Source organism: Streptomyces echinoruber (assembly GCF_014651135.1).
In the GTDB taxonomy this organism is placed as follows: domain Bacteria; phylum Actinomycetota; class Actinomycetes; order Streptomycetales; family Streptomycetaceae; genus Streptomyces; species Streptomyces echinoruber.
In genome coordinates this window covers 68,939-84,244 of sequence record NZ_BMWH01000027.1, presented here as the reverse complement: position 1 = coordinate 84,244, position 15,306 = coordinate 68,939, and the positions used below count along the sequence as shown (strand labels likewise).

At 75.1% G+C, this 15,306-nt stretch carries 18 protein-coding genes and 1 tRNA gene; 7 read left to right on the top strand and 12 right to left on the bottom strand.

What is annotated here, in order from left to right:
- Positions 1–35 precede the first annotated feature (35 nt).
- The 3 genes from IE225_RS26180 (at position 36) to IE225_RS26170 (ending at position 1,756) form a co-directional block, all read left to right on the top strand.
- Complete coding sequence (locus IE225_RS26180; protein ID WP_229880043.1) at positions 36–398, top strand: MmcQ/YjbR family DNA-binding protein; 363 nt, start codon at positions 36–38, stop codon at positions 396–398.
- A gap of 171 nt (positions 399–569) precedes the next feature.
- A tRNA-Pro gene (locus IE225_RS26175) sits at positions 570–643 on the top strand.
- Positions 644–1,288: 645 nt separating this feature from the next.
- The gene (locus IE225_RS26170) at positions 1,289–1,756 is read left to right on the top strand and encodes a hypothetical protein (RefSeq protein ID WP_190060073.1); all 468 of its coding nucleotides are present in this window, start codon (positions 1,289–1,291) and stop codon (positions 1,754–1,756) included.
- 173 nt (positions 1,757–1,929) lie between these two features.
- On the opposite strand, the gene IE225_RS26165 is transcribed toward IE225_RS26170, so the two are convergent.
- From IE225_RS26165 to IE225_RS26150, 4 genes are all read right to left on the bottom strand, one after another.
- Positions 1,930–2,457 carry an NUDIX hydrolase family protein gene (locus IE225_RS26165; protein WP_190060098.1) on the bottom strand — a complete coding sequence of 176 codons (528 nt, stop codon included), beginning with the start codon at positions 2,455–2,457 and terminating at the stop codon, positions 1,930–1,932.
- Between the two features lie 281 nt (positions 2,458–2,738).
- Positions 2,739–3,872: an amidohydrolase family protein gene (locus tag IE225_RS26160; protein WP_190060072.1), complete on the bottom strand. Its 1,134-nt coding sequence runs from the start codon at positions 3,870–3,872 to the stop codon at positions 2,739–2,741.
- 1 nt (position 3,873) lies between these two features.
- Positions 3,874–5,277: a glutamine synthetase family protein gene (locus tag IE225_RS26155; RefSeq protein WP_190060071.1), complete on the bottom strand. Its 1,404-nt coding sequence runs from the start codon at positions 5,275–5,277 to the stop codon at positions 3,874–3,876.
- Positions 5,278–5,351: 74 nt separating this feature from the next.
- Positions 5,352–6,164: an SAM-dependent methyltransferase gene (locus IE225_RS26150; protein WP_190060070.1), complete on the bottom strand. Its 813-nt coding sequence runs from the start codon at positions 6,162–6,164 to the stop codon at positions 5,352–5,354.
- Between the two features lie 174 nt (positions 6,165–6,338).
- Between IE225_RS26150 and IE225_RS26145 the strand changes: the two genes are divergently transcribed.
- Positions 6,339–7,202 (top strand): Cof-type HAD-IIB family hydrolase, encoded by an 864-nt coding sequence (locus IE225_RS26145; protein ID WP_190060069.1) that lies wholly within the window; start codon positions 6,339–6,341, stop codon positions 7,200–7,202.
- Positions 7,203–7,353: 151 nt separating this feature from the next.
- Here the strand turns inward: IE225_RS26145 and IE225_RS26140 are convergent, their stop codons facing one another.
- The 5 genes from IE225_RS26140 to IE225_RS26120 form a co-directional block, all read right to left on the bottom strand.
- Positions 7,354–8,004, bottom strand: a complete 651-nt coding sequence (locus tag IE225_RS26140; protein ID WP_190060068.1) for an endonuclease — start codon at positions 8,002–8,004, stop codon at positions 7,354–7,356.
- 39 nt (positions 8,005–8,043) lie between these two features.
- Positions 8,044–8,394 carry a DUF3140 domain-containing protein gene (locus IE225_RS26135; protein WP_190060067.1) on the bottom strand — a complete coding sequence of 117 codons (351 nt, stop codon included), beginning with the start codon at positions 8,392–8,394 and terminating at the stop codon, positions 8,044–8,046.
- 85 nt (positions 8,395–8,479) lie between these two features.
- Positions 8,480–8,965: a Dps family protein gene (locus IE225_RS26130; protein ID WP_190060066.1), complete on the bottom strand. Its 486-nt coding sequence runs from the start codon at positions 8,963–8,965 to the stop codon at positions 8,480–8,482.
- Positions 8,962–9,219: a WhiB family transcriptional regulator gene (locus tag IE225_RS26125; protein ID WP_190060065.1), complete on the bottom strand. Its 258-nt coding sequence runs from the start codon at positions 9,217–9,219 to the stop codon at positions 8,962–8,964. Before IE225_RS26125 ends, IE225_RS26130 begins: the two co-directional genes overlap by 4 nt.
- A gap of 263 nt (positions 9,220–9,482) precedes the next feature.
- Complete coding sequence (locus tag IE225_RS26120) at positions 9,483–10,286, bottom strand: alpha/beta hydrolase (RefSeq protein WP_190060064.1); 804 nt, start codon at positions 10,284–10,286, stop codon at positions 9,483–9,485.
- 170 nt (positions 10,287–10,456) lie between these two features.
- Here IE225_RS26120 and IE225_RS26115 point away from each other — a divergent pair, with 170 nt between their 5' ends.
- Both IE225_RS26115 and IE225_RS26110 read left to right on the top strand, forming a co-directional pair.
- On the top strand, positions 10,457–11,644 hold the full coding sequence (locus IE225_RS26115) for a thiolase family protein (protein WP_190060063.1): 1,188 nt from the start codon (positions 10,457–10,459) through the stop codon (positions 11,642–11,644).
- A gap of 207 nt (positions 11,645–11,851) precedes the next feature.
- Positions 11,852–12,634 (top strand): sulfite exporter TauE/SafE family protein, encoded by a 783-nt coding sequence (locus tag IE225_RS26110; protein WP_190060062.1) that lies wholly within the window; start codon positions 11,852–11,854, stop codon positions 12,632–12,634.
- Between the two features lie 209 nt (positions 12,635–12,843).
- On the opposite strand, the gene IE225_RS26105 is transcribed toward IE225_RS26110, so the two are convergent.
- On the bottom strand, positions 12,844–12,999 hold the full coding sequence (locus IE225_RS26105; protein WP_190060061.1) for a hypothetical protein: 156 nt from the start codon (positions 12,997–12,999) through the stop codon (positions 12,844–12,846).
- Positions 13,000–13,147: 148 nt separating this feature from the next.
- Between IE225_RS26105 and IE225_RS26100 the strand changes: the two genes are divergently transcribed.
- Positions 13,148–13,552 carry a hypothetical protein gene (locus IE225_RS26100; protein ID WP_229880042.1) on the top strand — a complete coding sequence of 135 codons (405 nt, stop codon included), beginning with the start codon at positions 13,148–13,150 and terminating at the stop codon, positions 13,550–13,552.
- 130 nt (positions 13,553–13,682) lie between these two features.
- On the opposite strand, the gene IE225_RS26095 is transcribed toward IE225_RS26100, so the two are convergent.
- Together IE225_RS26095 and IE225_RS26090 are read right to left on the bottom strand one after the other, a co-directional pair.
- A complete protein-coding gene (locus IE225_RS26095) occupies positions 13,683–14,102 on the bottom strand; it encodes an Hsp20/alpha crystallin family protein (RefSeq protein WP_190060060.1) in 420 nt (139 codons plus the stop codon).
- A gap of 81 nt (positions 14,103–14,183) precedes the next feature.
- Complete coding sequence (locus IE225_RS26090; RefSeq protein ID WP_190060097.1) at positions 14,184–15,257, bottom strand: MGDG synthase family glycosyltransferase; 1,074 nt, start codon at positions 15,255–15,257, stop codon at positions 14,184–14,186.
- Between the last annotated feature and the right edge of the window lie 49 nt (positions 15,258–15,306).

Genomic DNA, 15,306 nt, shown 5'->3' with positions numbered 1-15,306 from the left:
GATCAATGTCAGTGGCAGCGGCTACGGTGCGGTGCATGCCGGACGCAGAAGACGTACGCCGCATCGCCCTGTCCCTGCCGGACACCACCGAGAAGACCGCGTGGAGCATGCCCACCTTCCGGGTCGCGGGGAAGATGTTCGCCACCCTGCCGGAGGACGAGACGTCCATGGCCGTGCGCTGCCCCAAAGAGGAGCGCGACGAGCTCGTGCGGGCCGAGCCGGAGAAGTTCTGGGTCGCCGCCCACGAGGCGGGGTTCGCCTGGATCCGGGTGCGGCTGGCCGCCCTGGAGGACGAGACCGAGCTGCGCGACATCCTCGCCGACTCCTGGCGCCAGGCCGCCCCGCCGCGCCTGAGGGAAGCCCACCCTGACCTCGGCCTGCCGACCGCCGCCGGGTGACCCGCCCGGTGAACCGGTACGTAATCCCGGGGCCGGTCCTTGCGGCCGGGAGGACCGGCCGGAAAGCCGGCCCGGCAGGCCGGCCGGGAAAAGGGGTGCGCGACCACCGGGACGAGTGCGGTATGGTTACTGTGCACGTTCGACCGGGGAAACCCCAGGTCAGACGGGCATCGGGACGTGGCGCAGCTTGGTAGCGCACTTGACTGGGGGTCAAGGGGTCGCAGGTTCAAATCCTGTCGTCCCGACACGGTGAACACCGTCTTCAGGGGCCGTACCGGATCATTCCGGTACGGCCCCTCGCGGCTGTTCACGGCTGTTCGCGGCTTGCGGGCGACCGCCCCGTACCGGGCGATGTCCTCGTCGCGGATGCCCTGCTCGCCCGTCTGCTCATAGGTCGGGCCGACCCCTTCGCGCGTCATGGTCCAGGCAGCGTGCACGTCGCTCGTGCGAGGTTCAACTTGCCGGTTGCGGCGTGTTGTTGACGGGTGCCACAGTAGCCCTACCGTCCCGGCCCGCTGAAGGAACCGGTCACGGCAGCACATCCGGGGGAGAGACGGAGCTGCGGCCGGGCGGCGCGACCCCCGCACGCAACCGTGCGACGGCACACGAAAGGCGTTCGGCGATGGCTTCGCCCTCCCTCCTTCCGCCGCTGGACCGGTCACCGGCGGACACCCGCCGCGGCGGCCCCCGCGACGGGCGGGAGGCGGAGCGCTCCGTACGCCCGTCCCGAGGCGGGCGTCCCGGCCGACTCCCCGGGCCCGACGGCCCCGGCCGGCCCGCCTTCGGGAATCGACCGCTCCACGGGGGCCGCACGTTCGCCACCCCATCCCAGCCGACGGCGGGCCCGCCCCGGCCCGCCGCCCCCCACTCGGCCGAAGGACAGTCCCACCATGGAACGACCGCACGACCGGCACGACCGGCCCCCGACCCCTGACCCCGCTCCGTGGCACCCCGCCGCCCCCGGCTCCTTCCCCGGGACCCTGGTGCTGCCCGCCGGACTCGCCGCCGACCTCGGCTACGACGCGGTGGGCACGCCCCGCGACCACGGTGAGCGCATCCTGGCCCGCCTGCCGCGCGCCGGCTGCGTCTACGCCGACGACCTGCGCTGGTGGTGGCTCGTGCCGCCCGGCTCGGACATCGGCGTCGTCTGGCCGCCGTCCACCGGCTACGTGACCGGGGCCCACTGCGCCGACCCGTCCTGGACCCGCACCCGGCCCCGGCCCGCCCCCGGCCCGCTGCGCCTGGTCCACGCCTCCGGAACCGGCTCGCCCTACACCCCGCCGATACCCCTGTACCTCGCCACCTGCCGACTGGCCGGCAGCCTGCCGCGCTGGACGCTGAACGGCGCCGCGCGCTGAGCCCCGCGCGCGGGGCCGCCCCCCGGGCCCTGCCCAGGGAAGCGGCCCCGGAAGGTCCGGGGGACCCAGGTCCCGGGGAACCCCGAAAACCCCGAGGAGCCCCGGCAATCCCGGAAACCTCCGGCAACCCCCGGGAGAGAGAGCAGGACCGGCGCCCCCACGGGGGCCGTGGGTCAGAACACCAGGCCGACGTGGGCCAGGGCCTGCTTGACCAGCACGCCGTGGCCGCCCGGCATCTCGCTTTGCACCGCCGGGGAGGCCGCCTCCTGCGGGGTGAACCACACCAGGTCGAGCGCGTCCTGCCGGGGACGGCAGTCGCCGGTCACCGGAACGATGTAGGCCAGGGACACCGCGTGCTGGCGCGGGTCGTGGTACGGCGTGATGCCCGCCGTGGGGAAGTACTCGGCGACGGTGAACGGCTGCAGCGAGGCCGGCACCCGCGGCAGCGCCACCGGGCCGAGGTCCTTCTCCAGGTGGCGCAGCAGGGCGTCGCGGACGCGTTCGTGGTGCATCACCCGGCCGGAGACGAGCGTGCGGCTGACCGTGCCGTCCGGCCCGATGCGCAGCAGCAGGCCGATGCTGGTGACTTCGCCGCTGTCGTCGACGCGTACGGGCACGGCCTCGACGTACAGGATGGGCATGCGGGCACGCGCCATCTCGAGCTCGTCGGGGCTCAGCCACCCGGGCGTGGTTTCGGTCATGTCAGACATTGCTTGATCATACTTTCAGGGCCCGTGGCGTCCGCGCCGCTGTTCCGGATCAACTGTGACCCGCCCCACGTCCCGCACGTACGCCGCCCGCGTCCCGCACGTACGCCGCCCGCGTCCCGCACGTACGCCGCCCGCGTCCCGCACGTACGCCGCCCGCGTCCCGCACGTACGCCGCCCGCGTCCCGCACGTACGCCGCCCGCGCCCCGCACGTACGCCGCCCACGTCCCGCACGGGCGCCGCCCGCGCCGTCGGGGTCCCGGCGGACCGCCCGTCAGCCGCCGGAAAGCCGGTAGACACGGCGGGCGTTGTCCGCCCCCGCCCACGCGGCGACGCGCAGCGCGTCCGGCAGGCTCAGCTCGTCGGCGTCCACCCGGTCCTGCAGCAGGGCGGCGAGCCCCCGGCGGAACGCCAGCGCCCCGAGGGAGAAGAACTCGGCCACCCCGAACGCGTCGGAGCTGTACAGCAGTTTCCGGAAAGGAGTGATCTCCAGCGCCTCCTCCAGCACCGCCCGCGCCCGCGCCGGGCCCACGTGGTGCAGCGTGAGCCCGACGTCCAGGTACACCTGCTCGAACACGGCGGCCAGGTACCCGGCCTGGCGCTGGTAGGGCCAGCAGTGCAGCAGCAGGACCGGGATCGTGCCGGCCGTCAGGTGCAGCCAGTCGGTGAGGTGGGTGGGGTCCACCCGGTGCATGCGGATGTCGCTGTCCCCGAACCCGGTGTGCAGTTGCAGGGGCAGGCCGAGGTCGACGGCGGTCCACAGCAGGTGCCGCATCAGCACCGGGTCGGCCAGGCGGCCGCCGCGCGCCAGCCAGCGCCGGGCGGCGCCGGTGACCTCCGCGGGCGCGGGGCGGGCCGGGTCCAGGTCGAAGCCGGTGCGGTAGGCGGCCACCGATTTCACCGCCACCACGCCGGGCCGCCGTACGGCCCGCTCGGCGGCGGCGCGGAACGCGGCACCGTACGCGTCCGCCTCGACCCCGCCCGCCGCGACCTCCTCGGCGACCGACTCCAGCCGCACCACCTCGTACGCCGTGCCGCCCGCCGCCGCGGCCAGCTCGGCCGGGGGCGTGAGCCGCTGCGCCGCGTACCCGGTGTCGACGCAGAACACCCCGGTGCGCGCGGCGGTCAGGAAGCGCCGGGCGACCTCGCCGCCGCCCAACTCGGCCCGCCGCGCCAGGTATTCCTCCGGACCGGCGTGCCGGGGCAGGTCCAGCAGGGGAGCGCAGTGGCGGCGCACGGCGACGCCGACGGGCGTGTCGAACGGCGAGACGCCGCTGCCGGGCCAGGTGCCGCCCTCGGTGAGCAGCGCCTCGAACTCCCCGCGGGTCAGGTCGGCGGTGACCACGCCGTGGCAGTGGTGGTCGACCAGGGGCAGCGCGTCGAGCGCCTCGTGGACCGGCCCGGGCATCTCAGTACACCCAGCGGTAGGCCGCCGCGACCTGCTCGTCGTCCAGGCCCCGCACGGCCGCGACCTCGCCGAGGCGCACGGCGACGACCGCGTCGGCCAGGACGGGGCCCAGCGCGGCGCGCAGCACCTCGTCGCCGCGGAACTCCTCCACCGCCTCCGCCAGCGACACCGGCAGCCGCCGCACCCCCCGGGCCGCGGCCTCCTCGGGGCCGAGGCGGGCGGGGTCGCCGGTGACCTCCTCGGGCAGCGGCGCCGAGCCGGACACGCCGTCCAGGCCGGCGGCGATCACGCAGGCCAGGGCGAGGTAGGGGTTGGCGGCCAGGTCGACCGGCTTCACCTCCAGGTTGGCCGCGCGGTGGCGGCGGCCCGCGGTGCCGGTGACGATCCGCACCGCCGCCTCCCGCGTCTCGCGGCCCCAGCAGGTGAAGACCCCGGCCCACTGGGACGGCCGCAGCCGCAGGTAGCTGGCCGGGCTCGGCGCGGTCACGGCCGTCAGGCCCGGCAGGTGGGCCAGCACCCCGGCCGCGAACGACTCGGCCGCGGCCGTCATGCCGTACCGGCCCTCACCGCCGGCGTGCAGGTTGGCGGTGCCGCGCCAGGCGGAGAGGTGCAGGTGCCCGCCGTTGCCGACGCCCTGCCCGGACACCGCCGGCGCGAACGACACCCGCAGCCCGTGGCGCTGCGCCACCGCGCGGATCGTCTGCCGCACCAGGACGCTGCGGTCGGCGGCCGCCACCGGGTCGAGCGCGCCCACCGACACCTCGAACTGGCCGGGCGCGTACTCGGGGTGGATCTGCTCCACCGCCACGCCCTGCGCCGCGAGCGCCGCCAGCAGGTCGGCGGTGTACCCGCTCAGCTCCGCCTGCCGCACCGCGCCGTAGGCCGGGCCGGTCGTCGCGGGCACGAACGCCCCGCCGGGCGCGGTGCCCTGCCCCACCGACCACTCGACCTCGATGCCCGCGCGGAAGGTGATCCCGTGCCGCTCGGCCGCCTCGGCGACGATCCGGCGCAGCACGGTGCGGGAGCAGCCGGGGTGCCGCTCGCCCTCCTGCGTGATCCGGTCCACCGGCGCCCACGCCCAGCCCGGCTGGCCCGCCAGCACCGTCAACTGGTCCAGGTCGGGGAAGAGGCGCAGGTCGCCGTCCGGGGAGCCGAGGACGTCGGTGGTGACGATCGCGTCGTTCGCCAGGAAGGTGTCGAACACCGGCGACATGCCCACGCCCCACGCCGCCGTGTCCGCGAGCCTGGCCGTCGGCACCGTCTTCACCCGGGTCACGCCCGCGGTGTCGACGTAGGCGAGGACGACTCCGTGCACGCCCCGCCCCGACAGCTCCGCGCTGAGCGCCGCGGCCCGCTCCACGTCACCGGGTCGCCCGCCGGGCACGGGATCGGCAAGGGTGGTCATACGTCCTCCTCGACGGGCTTCTGTGCACTCGGCGGCAGGGGTGGGGGAGACGGGACGGGACGGGGCGAGGCGGGTCAGGGCTTGACGGCGACCCCGCCGTACTGCGGCACGACGTGGGCGGCACCCGGCTCGGCGCGCCACTGCGCGCAGGACACCAGGCCCGGTTCGAGCAGCTTCAGCCCCTCGAAGAAGGCTGCGATCCCGGCGCCGGAGCGGGCGGTGATCGGGGGAGTGGCGTTCTCGTTCCAGAACTTCATGGCCGGGATCTGCCCCTCGCCGCCGAGTGCGGCGTCGTGGGTGGGGTGGGTGAGGACCAGGAAGCTGCCGGAGGGCACCGCGGCCATGATCCGGCGCACGATGCCGCGCGCCTCCTCGGTGTCCAGGACGAAGTTGAGGATGCCCAGCATCATCACCGCGACCGGGCGGCTCAGGTCCAGCGTGTCCGAGGCGCGGCGCAGGATGGTGTCCGGGTCGCGCACGTCGGCGTCGACGTAGTCGGTGGAGCCCCGGGGCGAACCGGTGAGCAGGGTGCGGGCGTGGACCAGGACGATGGGGTCGTTGTCGACGTAGACGATCCGCGACTCGGGCGCGACGCGCTGCGCGACCTCGTGGGTGTTGTCCGCCGTGGGCAGCCCGGTGCCGATGTCGAGGAACTGCCGCACCCCGTGCTCCTCGGCCAGGAACCGCACCGCCCGCCGCAGGAAGTCCCGGTCGGCGCGGGCGATGTCGCGGACGACCGGGAACATGCCGGCGATGTGCTCGCCGACCTGCCGGTCGACCTCGTAGTTGTCCTTGCCGCCGATCCAGTAATTCCACACGCGCGCGTTGTGCGCCACGGCGGTGTTCAGCTGCGCCGGCCCGCCCGGCGGGATACGGCTGTCGCTCACGTCTCTTCCTCTCCTCGCCCGTGCCGCTGACGCCGCCATTGTGCCGCCCGGTGATCAACCTGTCCCGGAGAACGCGCATTTGCCCCGAAGAACGCGCGCTCCGGGCCGCTCCGGGCCGCCGCGGGCATGATCGATAGGGTGGCGGCGCAGGCAGCCCCGCACAGGAAACAGGACATGACCTTCTCGACCTCCGCGCCCCCGGCCACCGTCCCCGGCCCGTCCGCCGCCCCCGACATCCGGCTGATCGTCACCGACATGGACGGCACCCTGCTCGACGAGGCCGGGCGGATCCCCGGGGACCTGTGGCCGCTGCTGGCCGAACTGCGCCGCCGCGGCGTGGTGTTCAGCCCCGCCAGCGGCCGCCAGTACGCCACGCTGGCCCACCAGTTCGGCGACGCGGGGCAGGGCATGGTGTTCATCGCGGAGAACGGCACCTACGTCGTCCGTGACGGCGTCGAACTCAGCTCCGACCCGCTGGATTCGGCCGTCGTGGCCCGTGTCGTGCACACCGTGCGCCGCCTGGCCGCCGACGGCGCCGACGTGGGGGCGGTGGTGTGCGGCAAGCGGTCCGCGTACGTGGAGCGCGCCGACGAGGCCTTCCTGTCCGAGGTGCGCGCCTACTACGTGCGGCACCGCGTCGTCGCCGACGCCACCGCCGTCGACGACGAGGTCATCAAGGTGGCGCTGTTCGACTTCGGCGCCGCCGAGCACACCCTCGCGCCCGCCCTCGCGCCCTTCGCCGGCACCCACCAGGTCGTCGTCTCCGGCGCCCACTGGGTCGACGTGATGAACCGCACCGCCACCAAGGGCGCCGCCCTGCGCCGCCTCCAGCGCGCCCTCGGCGTCACCCCGGCCCAGACCATGGTCTTCGGCGACTACCTCAACGACCTGGAGATGCTGGACGCCGCCGACTGGTCCTTCGCCATGGCCAACGCCCACCCGGAGGTCGTCCGCCGGGCCCGGTACGTCGCCCCGTCCCATCGGGACCACGGGGTGCTGCGCACGATCGAGCGGGTGCTGGGACTGCCGGGGGCGTGAGCGCCGCCGTGCGCGGTGAAGGCCGTATGGGGTGAAGGCCGTATGGGGTGGGGCGGCGCGTGGTGAAAAGCCGTACGGCGTGAGGGGGCCGCGCGCGGTGAAGGGGTCGCGCGGTGAGGGGGCCGGCGGCCGGCCCGGCGCGGTGGAGGGCTCAGCCGGCGCGGCGGAGGCACTCCTCGGCCGTCCGCCGGTCCAGCGCGGCGCGCACCAGCGCGGCCGCCAGGACGGCCGGTTCGGCGTCCCCGGCCAGCTTCACCAGGTGCTCGGGACGGGTCGGCAGCCCGAGCCGCTCCGCCCCGGACAGCGCCTTGGGGTCCAGGAACGGAGCGACGCCGGGCCACACGCGCTGCACCTCCCGCAGGAAGATGCCGGCGCCGGCCGGGCCCAGGCCCGGGACCTCCTGGAGCAGGCGGCGCAGCCGCGGGAGCTGCCCGCCGGCCTCCTCGCGCAGCCGGCGCAGGTCGCCGCCCCAGCGGTCCAGGACCAGCTCGGCGCCGTCGCCGAGCAGGGTCGCCGTGCGTTCGTCGTAGCGCCGGTAGCCGCCCCGGCCGAGCGCGTCCACCCGCTCCTGCCAGGCGGAGCCGGCCATCCGGCGCGGGTCGCGCAGCCCGGCCCGCTGCAGCTCGCGGGCGGCGGCCACGGCGACGGAGCCGCGGATGCGGGCGCTGAGCAGCACGGCCAGCACCAGCAGCCGGTACAGCGGCTGCGGGGTGTCCCTCAGGGTGATGCCGGCCTCCTCGGCGAAGGTGCACCCATGCGCGTCCAGCAGCTCCCGCAGGACGCGCTCGTCACGGCTCGTCATGGCTCGTCATGGCTCTGGCTCGTCAGGGCTCGCCACGGCTCACCGGGTCGCCTTCAGCGGGTCGTGGCCCAGCGTCATCAGCCGGTGCCGGCGGCGCGTGTCCTCCTCCGTGCGCTCCGGCTCGGGCTCGTTCTCCAGGTCCGCCTCGGAGGTGACCGTGTCGACGACCTTGCGCATCACCCGCAGGTCGTCCTCGGTCAGGTCCGTGCGCCGCTTCTGCAGGATGGCCAGCACGTGCTTCCCGGTGGGCGTGCCCGCCTCCTCCGGCAGCGGCTCGGTCCGTTCGTCGGCGTCACGGACCCGCAGCCAGTCCGCCAGCTCCTGCGAGGTCATGTTCACCACGCGGTGGAAGTCCTCCCACAGCGCGTCGAGGTCGAGGGCATCGGTCATCACGGGCCCCTCTCGTCGGCTCGTCGGCTCGTCGGTTCGTCGGTACGGGCGGTCGCGCGGACGCGGGCGACGGGCGGTCCGCCGGTCAGCGCTCGTCCGGCTGGTGGTTCTCCGCCTCGAACATCCACCGCTGCTTCTCCAGCTCCGCGGTGATGCCGATCAGCATGTCCTGGGTGACCGGGTCGGCCTTCTCGGTCTGCTCGATGCGCTCGCGCAGCCGGCGGATCGCCGTGTCCAGCGCCTCCACCATCAGCTGCACCACGTCGACGTCCTTGACCCAGCCCTCCTTCGGGCCGGGCAGCGAGTGCGCGGCGGCGACGGTCTCCGGACGGCCGTCCGGCGGCACGCCCAGGGCCGCGGCGCGCTCGGCGACGTCGTCGGCGTAGGAGCGCGCGGCGGCGACGACCTCGTCGAGCTGCAGGTGGATCGAACGGAACCGGGGCCCGACGATGTTCCAGTGCGCCTGCTTGCCGATCAGCGAGAGCCCGAGGAGGTCGATCAGGGTCTCCTGCAGGGCGGCCCCGGTGATCCTGAGCGCCGGCTCGGGCAGGTTGCTCTTCACCACGGTCATGGCGTGGTACTCCTTCTGGCGTCGTCTCTGGCGGTCCGGAGCAGTGCGGCGCGTTCCTCCTCGCCGGTGCCGCCCCACACCCCCGGGCTCCGGCCGCCGCTCATCGCGAACGACAGGCACTCGACGGTCACCGGGCAGCGGGCGCAGACGCGTTTGGCGGCCTCGACGTCGCGCAGGGCCGGACCCGACGTGCCCACGGGGAAGAAGAGCCCCGGGTCCTCACCCACGCAGGCCGCTTTCCGCAACCACTCCATGACGCGGCGGGTGCCCAGGGGCCCCCTCCACAAACGCCTCCCCGGCCGCCCCGTGATCGGCGTCTCAGCACGTGAACGGGGTCGTGGGGCGGCGGGCGGACCGGCGCCGGGGCCGCGCGGCCGAGCCACCCGCCCCGGCCGTGGGGGAGGACCGGGGAGTGCCGGGAAGCGCCGCGGCGGGCGGGCACCGGTACGACCCACCGGTACGACCGGTACGACCCACCGGTACGACTGGTGCGACCCACCGGTGCGACCGGTACCGGTCAGGGCAGCACCCCGTCCAGGAACCGCAGCAGGTCGGCGAAGACCTCGTCCCGGTTGGTCTCGTGGAACACCTCGTGCCGGGCACCGGAGTAGATCCGCTCGGTCAGGCGGCCCCCGAGCCGTTCCACGCCCACCCGGCTCCCGGCGAGCGGCACCAGCCGGTCGTCGTCGCCGTGCAGCCACAGCACCGGCAGCGGGCCGACGTCGCCGCCCTCCCGCACGGTCCTCAGGGTCCGGGCGAAGGCCTCCACCGTCGGCCGCTTCATCGGACCGTGCCACACCAGCGGATCCGCCGCGTACGCGGCGCCGACCGCCGGGTCCCGGGAGAGGGCGGCCGGGCTGATCGGCGTGTCGGGGATCTCGTCGAGGGCGAGCAGTCGCCGCGGCAGCTCCCAGGCGCCGATGACCGGGCCGGATAGCACGAGCGCGGCGAGTGCGCCGCGGTGGCGCTGGGCGTGGCGGGCGGCGACGAGCCCGCCCATGGAGTGGCCGACCATCACCAGCGGCACCCCGGGATGGGCGGCGCGGGCCAGGCCGGCGACGGCGTGCACGTCGGTGACGAGGTCCTCGAAGTCCTCGACCAGCACCCGCTCGCCCGCCGAGCGGCCGTGGCCGGCGTGGTCCGGGCCGAGGACGGCCGCGCCGTGCTCCCGCAGGACGCCGGCGACCTCCTCGTAGCGGCCGATGTGCTCGCCGTATCCGTGCACCAGCAGGGCGAGGTAGCGCGGCCGCTCGTGCGGCCACTCGCGGACGTGGAGCGGGCCCCGGGTTCCGGCAAGGACGTGCTCGCGGGCGTCGGCCATGCTCCTCGGTCTCCTTCGGGTCTCCTACGGCGGACGGGCGGGCCGCGGGTGCGACGGTGGGATCTTCCCAGGGAGCGGTCCGGGGGTCTATAGTTTAAAACTAGCACTGATAATTAACGGGTGGTCGTCACCGGAGCCGGCCACCCGTGGAGTCGGTGAGGAGTCCTGCCGTGCGTCCCGTCCACTTCGCGGCCGCCCGCCGCACCCCCATCGGCAAGCTGCGCGGAGCCCTGTCGTCGGTACGGCCCGACGACCTCGCCGCCGCCGTGATCCGCGCGCTGGTCGCCGACGTGCCCGCCCTCGACCCGGCCCGCATCGACGACGTCTACTGGGGCGCCGCCAACCAGGCCGGCGAGGACAACCGCAACGTCGCCCGCATGGCCGCCCTGCTGGCCGGCCTGCCGGAGTCGGTCCCCGGCGCCACCGTCAACCGGCTGTGCGCCTCCGGCCTGGAGGCGGTCACCACCGCCGCCCGCGCCATCGCCGCCGGCGAGGCCGACGTCGTCGTCGCGGGCGGCTCGGAGTCGATGAGCCGCGCCCCCTTCGTGCTGCCCCGCCCCGACGAGGGCCTGCCGCCCCGCCTGGAGACCTTCGACACCCGCCTGGGCTGGCGCCTGGTCAACCCGCGGATGAAGGAACTGCACGGCCTACTGTCCATGGGGGAGACCGCCGAGGAGGTCGCCCGGCGGTACGGCATCCCGCGCGAGCGGCAGGACGAGTTCGCCCTGCGCAGCCACCAGCGCGCCGCCGAGGCCCGCAAACTGGGCCACTTCGACGCCGAACTGCTGCCCGTCGAGCGCCCCGACGGCGTGGTCGTCGACCGCGACGAATGCATCCGCGAGGACACCTCCTACGAGAAGCTGGCGCGGCTGAAGCCGGTCTTCCGCGCAGACGGCACGGTCACCGCGGGCAACGCCTCCCCGATGAACGACGGCGCCGCCGGACTCCTCCTGGTCAGCGAGGAGGCCCTGAACGAGCTGGGGCTGGAGTCGATGGGCCGCTACGTCGCGGGCGCCTCGGCCGGCGTCCACCCCGACGTCATGGGCATCGGACCGGTGCCCGCCACCCGCAAGGCGCTGGCCCGCGCCGGCTGGTCGCTCGACCAGGTGGAGGAGGCCGAGTTCAACGAGGCGTTCGCCGCCCAGGCCCTGGCCTGCGTGGACCAGCTCGGCATCGACCCGGAGCTGGTCAACCCCACCGGCGGCGCCATCGCCCTCGGCCACCCGCTCGGCTGCTCCGGCGCCCGCATCCTCACCACCCTGCTGCACCGCATGCGCCGCACGGGAGCGGCGCGCGGGCTGGCCACCATGTGCGTCGGCGTCGGCCAGGGCAGCGCGGTGCTGGTCGAGCGGCACTAGCCGGACGCGTCCGTCCGTACGTTCCTCACGTTCCCCGCGGGGCCCGCGGTTCCTCCATGGGCCCCACAGGCCCCGCGGGTGACTGGTCGGCGGGCTCGCCCTTTCATCGATATGTCGGCATACCGGCACGTCGGCATGTCGGTGGAGGCCGCCTGGCGAGACGGTCCTTACGCCGGTGGGATGTCCGGACATAGCATCGGTGCCCGCATGGACACGATCACGCTCTGGCACCTCACCGGCTGGGACTTCGCCGCGCTCGCCTTCGCGGCGCTGCTCGTCGGCTTCTCCAAGACCGCCGTCAGCGGCGCCAACACCGTCAGCCTGGCCGTGTTCGCGGCCGTCCTGCCGGCCCGCGCCTCCACCGGCGTGCTGCTGCCGGTCCTCATCGCCGGCGACCTGCTCGCCGTCGCCACCTACCGGCGACACGCCCACTGGCCCACCCTGTGGCGGCTGTTCCCGGCGGTCGCCGCGGGCGTCGTCACCGGCACGCTGTTCCTGCTGTGGGCCGACGACGGCGTCATGCGGACCTCCATCGGCGCCATCCTGCTGCTGATGGCCGCGGTGACGGTGTGGCGCCGACGCGCCGCCGGGCGGGACGAGGACGACGGGGCCCCGGACGCGGTCACCACCCGCGCCGGGCGGATCAAGGCCCGGTCCTACGGCGTCCTGGGCGGCTTCACCACCATGGTCGCCAACGCCGGCGGTCCGGTGATGTCGCTGTACCTGCTGTCGGCCGGCTTCCGCAAGCTGGGCTTCCTCGGCACCTCGGCGTTCTTCTTCCTGATCGTCAACCTCGCCAAGGTGCCCTTCAGCGCCGGCCTCGGTCTGATCGACGGGCCGTCGCTGCTGCTGGACGCGGCGCTGGCGGTGTTCGTCGTCCCCGGCGCGCTGTTCGGCAAGTGGGCGGTGCGCCGCATCGACCAGCGGCTGTTCGAGCAACTGGTGCTCGCGGCGACCGTCGTCGGCGGACTGCAGCTGCTGCTGCGCTGAACGGAGCGGCCCGGGCGGGAAACGGTACCGGGGGGAAGCGGAACCGGGCGGAAGAGGAATCGGGCGGTGCCGCGCGGGCGCCCGTCGCCGGAAACACTGGGAGAGTGGGAAGGCGGCCGCCGCCGTGGTCGGCGATGGCGGGGGCCGCCGGCGCGGGGTCCGGTGGCCGGTCGGCCCCGGCCCCGCGCTCCGCGGTGCGCTCGGGCGGGTCAGGGCGCCGGACGCGTGAACGCGGCCCGCAGCCGGTCGTAGCGCTCCACGTCCGTCCACACGTCGGACCGGCGGGGCCGGCCGGCGCACCAGCCCCAGACGCTCGCGCCGATACCCGTCACCAGGGGAATGAGCAGCCACGCCAGGGCGTGCACGAGTCACCCTCCCTTCCGATCACGGAGCGGAACCCTGAACAGCAGGACACCGGTTCCATGCATACTCGCGGCGAACTACCTTTACAAGAGATGACTCAAGAATCTTACCGCCGGGAGTCCGGAACCCGAGGTGAGGAGGTGGCATCCCATGGCACGGCTGGTGGTGGACGGGGACGACCTGGTGCTGCGGCTGTCCTGGCGGGAGCGGCTCGCGGCCGGCCGCCGGGAGGTCCGGGTGCCGTCGGCCGCGGTGGTGCGCGCGGACGTCGAGCCGGACTGGTGGCGCTGCCTGCGGGGCACGCCGCGGCGGGGGCGGTGGCGCCCGGGGCGCTGCCTGGGGGAGCGGCGCCATGTGCGCGGCCGGGACTTCGTCGCCGTACGCGCCGGCGGGCCGGCCGTCCGCGTGGAGCTGGGCTCCCCGGCGTCCTGGGCGCGCCTGGCCGTCACCGTGCCCGGCCCGGAGGAGGTCGTGCGGCGGATCCGGCGGGCGGCGGACGCGCGCACGGCGCCGGAGCCGGCGTCCCGCGGGGAGGCGCCCGCGCGGACCGGGTGACGGACCGGGTGAGGGATCGGGGCAGGGGCCGGGTGAGAACGCGCGCAGGCCGCGCCGGATCCCCGGAGGTGCCGGGGTCCGGCGCGGCCTGCCGGGCCGACGCGGCGCCGGGCGCTGGGCCCGGGCCCCGTCAGCCGCTCAGCTCCTTGCGGGAGCCGCCACCGATCTCGATCTTGCGCGGCTTGGCCTGTTCGGCGACCGGAATCCGCAGCGACAGCACACCCGCCTCGTACGAGGCCTCGATGCGGTCGGTGTCCAGTGCCTCGCCGAGGAACAGCTGCCGGGTGAACGTGCCCGTGGGCCGCTCGGTGATCACCGGCGCGGTGCCCTCGCCGTACGTCGGCTTGCGTTCGGCCTTGACGGTCAGGACGTTGCGCTCGACGTCCAGGTCGATCGACTCCGGAGTCACGCCCGGCAGGTCCATCTCCACGAAGAAGGTGTCACCCTCGCGCCAGGCGTCCAGAGGCATGCCGGACGGACGTGCCGTCGTGCCCCAGACCTGGTCGACGAGCCGGTCGAGCTCCCGGAACGGATCCGTACGCATCAGCATCTGCATCCCTCCTTCTGCTGCTCGCTCCTGCCGCGTTCCGTCCTCACTTCTTATATACCACCGCGCGGGAAAATTGACATCTTAGGGCTCAAGTTTTTTCGTCGCGGGAACCCCGTGCACCACCCGGGTCAGTGCGTCGGCGCGGAAGAGAGCTCGGCCCGCGGCGACCCGCCGCTCGCGCTCGGGTCCGGGTGCCGTCAGGCGCGCGAGGGAGGCCGACAGGGCGGACGCGTCCGGGGCGTGCTCGGACACCCCCAGGGCCGCCATCCGGCGCACCCCCTCGGCGCCGTGGCCGGGCAGCGGGCGGTACCCCACCACGGGCAGCCCGGCGGCCAGCGCCTGCACGGCGGTCTGCCCGGCGGCGTTGTCCACCAGGGCTCGCGCGGCGTGCATCAGATCCGGCAGGTCGGACACCCAGCCCAGCGCCAGCACACCCGGCTCGGCCGCGAGCCGGCGCCGCAGCGCCTCGTTGGCGCCGCACAGCACCACCGGCAGGAAACCGTCCGCCGCCAGTAGCCGGGCCGTGGCCGGCAGGTGCGAGCCGACCCCCCAGGCGCCGGCCGACACCAGCACCGCGGGACGCCCCCGGCCCCGCCGCTCGCACACGCGCCGCCACCGCTCGGCGCCGGGGCCCGCCACCGTGAACGCCGGGTCCACGACCGGCCCGGTCGCCTCCGCCGGCCGCCCGGTGGCCCGGCGCACCTCGGCCGCCGCCGGTGCGGAGACGCACAGGTGGAGGTCGTTGCCGGGGTGCAACCACTGCCGGTGCACGGCGAAGTCGACGACGGCGACGCGACTGGGCACCCGCAGCGCGCCCCGCGCCCGCAGGTGGCCGGTGAGCTGCGCGGCCAGGTGGAAGACGGGCACCACCACGTCGGCGCCGGTGGCGTCCACCAGTTCCAGCAGCCGCCCGGACGCCAGCCGCGCCAGCGGGGTGCCGGAGGGGCGCGGCCGGCGGCCGGGGCGCAGGAACGCGCGGTAGACGCCGGCGTAGACCCACGGCGTGTCGCGCACCCAGGACCGGTACGAGCGGCGCAGCCCCGCGCCCAGCCCGTACGGCAGCAGCTCCAGCACGTCCACGACATGGGCCCGCCGGCCGGTGGCGCGGGCCCGGCGGGCCAGCTCGGCGGCCACCGTGTCGTGCCCGGAGCCCATGCTCGCGCTCACCACGAGCAGCGTCCGGGCTCCGTCGGGACCCTCGGCG

What these genes read in the sequence shown, in the direction of transcription:
- IE225_RS26180 (WP_229880043.1), top strand. Translation starts at nt 36, where the DNA reads ATGCCGGACGCAGAAGACGTACGCCGCATCGCCCTGTCCCTGCCGGAC.
- IE225_RS26170 (WP_190060073.1), top strand. Translation starts at nt 1,289, where the DNA reads ATGGAACGACCGCACGACCGGCACGACCGGCCCCCGACCCCTGACCCC.
- IE225_RS26165 (WP_190060098.1), bottom strand. Translation starts at nt 2,457, where the DNA reads ATGACCGAAACCACGCCCGGGTGGCTGAGCCCCGACGAGCTCGAGATG.
- IE225_RS26160 (WP_190060072.1), bottom strand. Translation starts at nt 3,872, where the DNA reads ATGCCCGGGCCGGTCCACGAGGCGCTCGACGCGCTGCCCCTGGTCGAC.
- IE225_RS26155 (WP_190060071.1), bottom strand. Translation starts at nt 5,277, where the DNA reads ATGACCACCCTTGCCGATCCCGTGCCCGGCGGGCGACCCGGTGACGTG.
- IE225_RS26145 (WP_190060069.1), top strand. Translation starts at nt 6,339, where the DNA reads ATGACCTTCTCGACCTCCGCGCCCCCGGCCACCGTCCCCGGCCCGTCC.
- IE225_RS26140 (WP_190060068.1), bottom strand. Translation starts at nt 8,004, where the DNA reads ATGACGAGCCGTGACGAGCGCGTCCTGCGGGAGCTGCTGGACGCGCAT.
- IE225_RS26135 (WP_190060067.1), bottom strand. Translation starts at nt 8,394, where the DNA reads ATGACCGATGCCCTCGACCTCGACGCGCTGTGGGAGGACTTCCACCGC.
- IE225_RS26130 (WP_190060066.1), bottom strand. Translation starts at nt 8,965, where the DNA reads ATGACCGTGGTGAAGAGCAACCTGCCCGAGCCGGCGCTCAGGATCACC.
- IE225_RS26125 (WP_190060065.1), bottom strand. Translation starts at nt 9,219, where the DNA reads ATGGAGTGGTTGCGGAAAGCGGCCTGCGTGGGTGAGGACCCGGGGCTC.
- IE225_RS26120 (WP_190060064.1), bottom strand. Translation starts at nt 10,286, where the DNA reads ATGGCCGACGCCCGCGAGCACGTCCTTGCCGGAACCCGGGGCCCGCTC.
- IE225_RS26110 (WP_190060062.1), top strand. Translation starts at nt 11,852, where the DNA reads ATGGACACGATCACGCTCTGGCACCTCACCGGCTGGGACTTCGCCGCG.
- IE225_RS26100 (WP_229880042.1), top strand. Translation starts at nt 13,148, where the DNA reads ATGGCACGGCTGGTGGTGGACGGGGACGACCTGGTGCTGCGGCTGTCC.
- IE225_RS26095 (WP_190060060.1), bottom strand. Translation starts at nt 14,102, where the DNA reads ATGCTGATGCGTACGGATCCGTTCCGGGAGCTCGACCGGCTCGTCGAC.
- IE225_RS26090 (WP_190060097.1), bottom strand. Translation starts at nt 15,257, where the DNA reads ATGGGCTCCGGGCACGACACGGTGGCCGCCGAGCTGGCCCGCCGGGCC.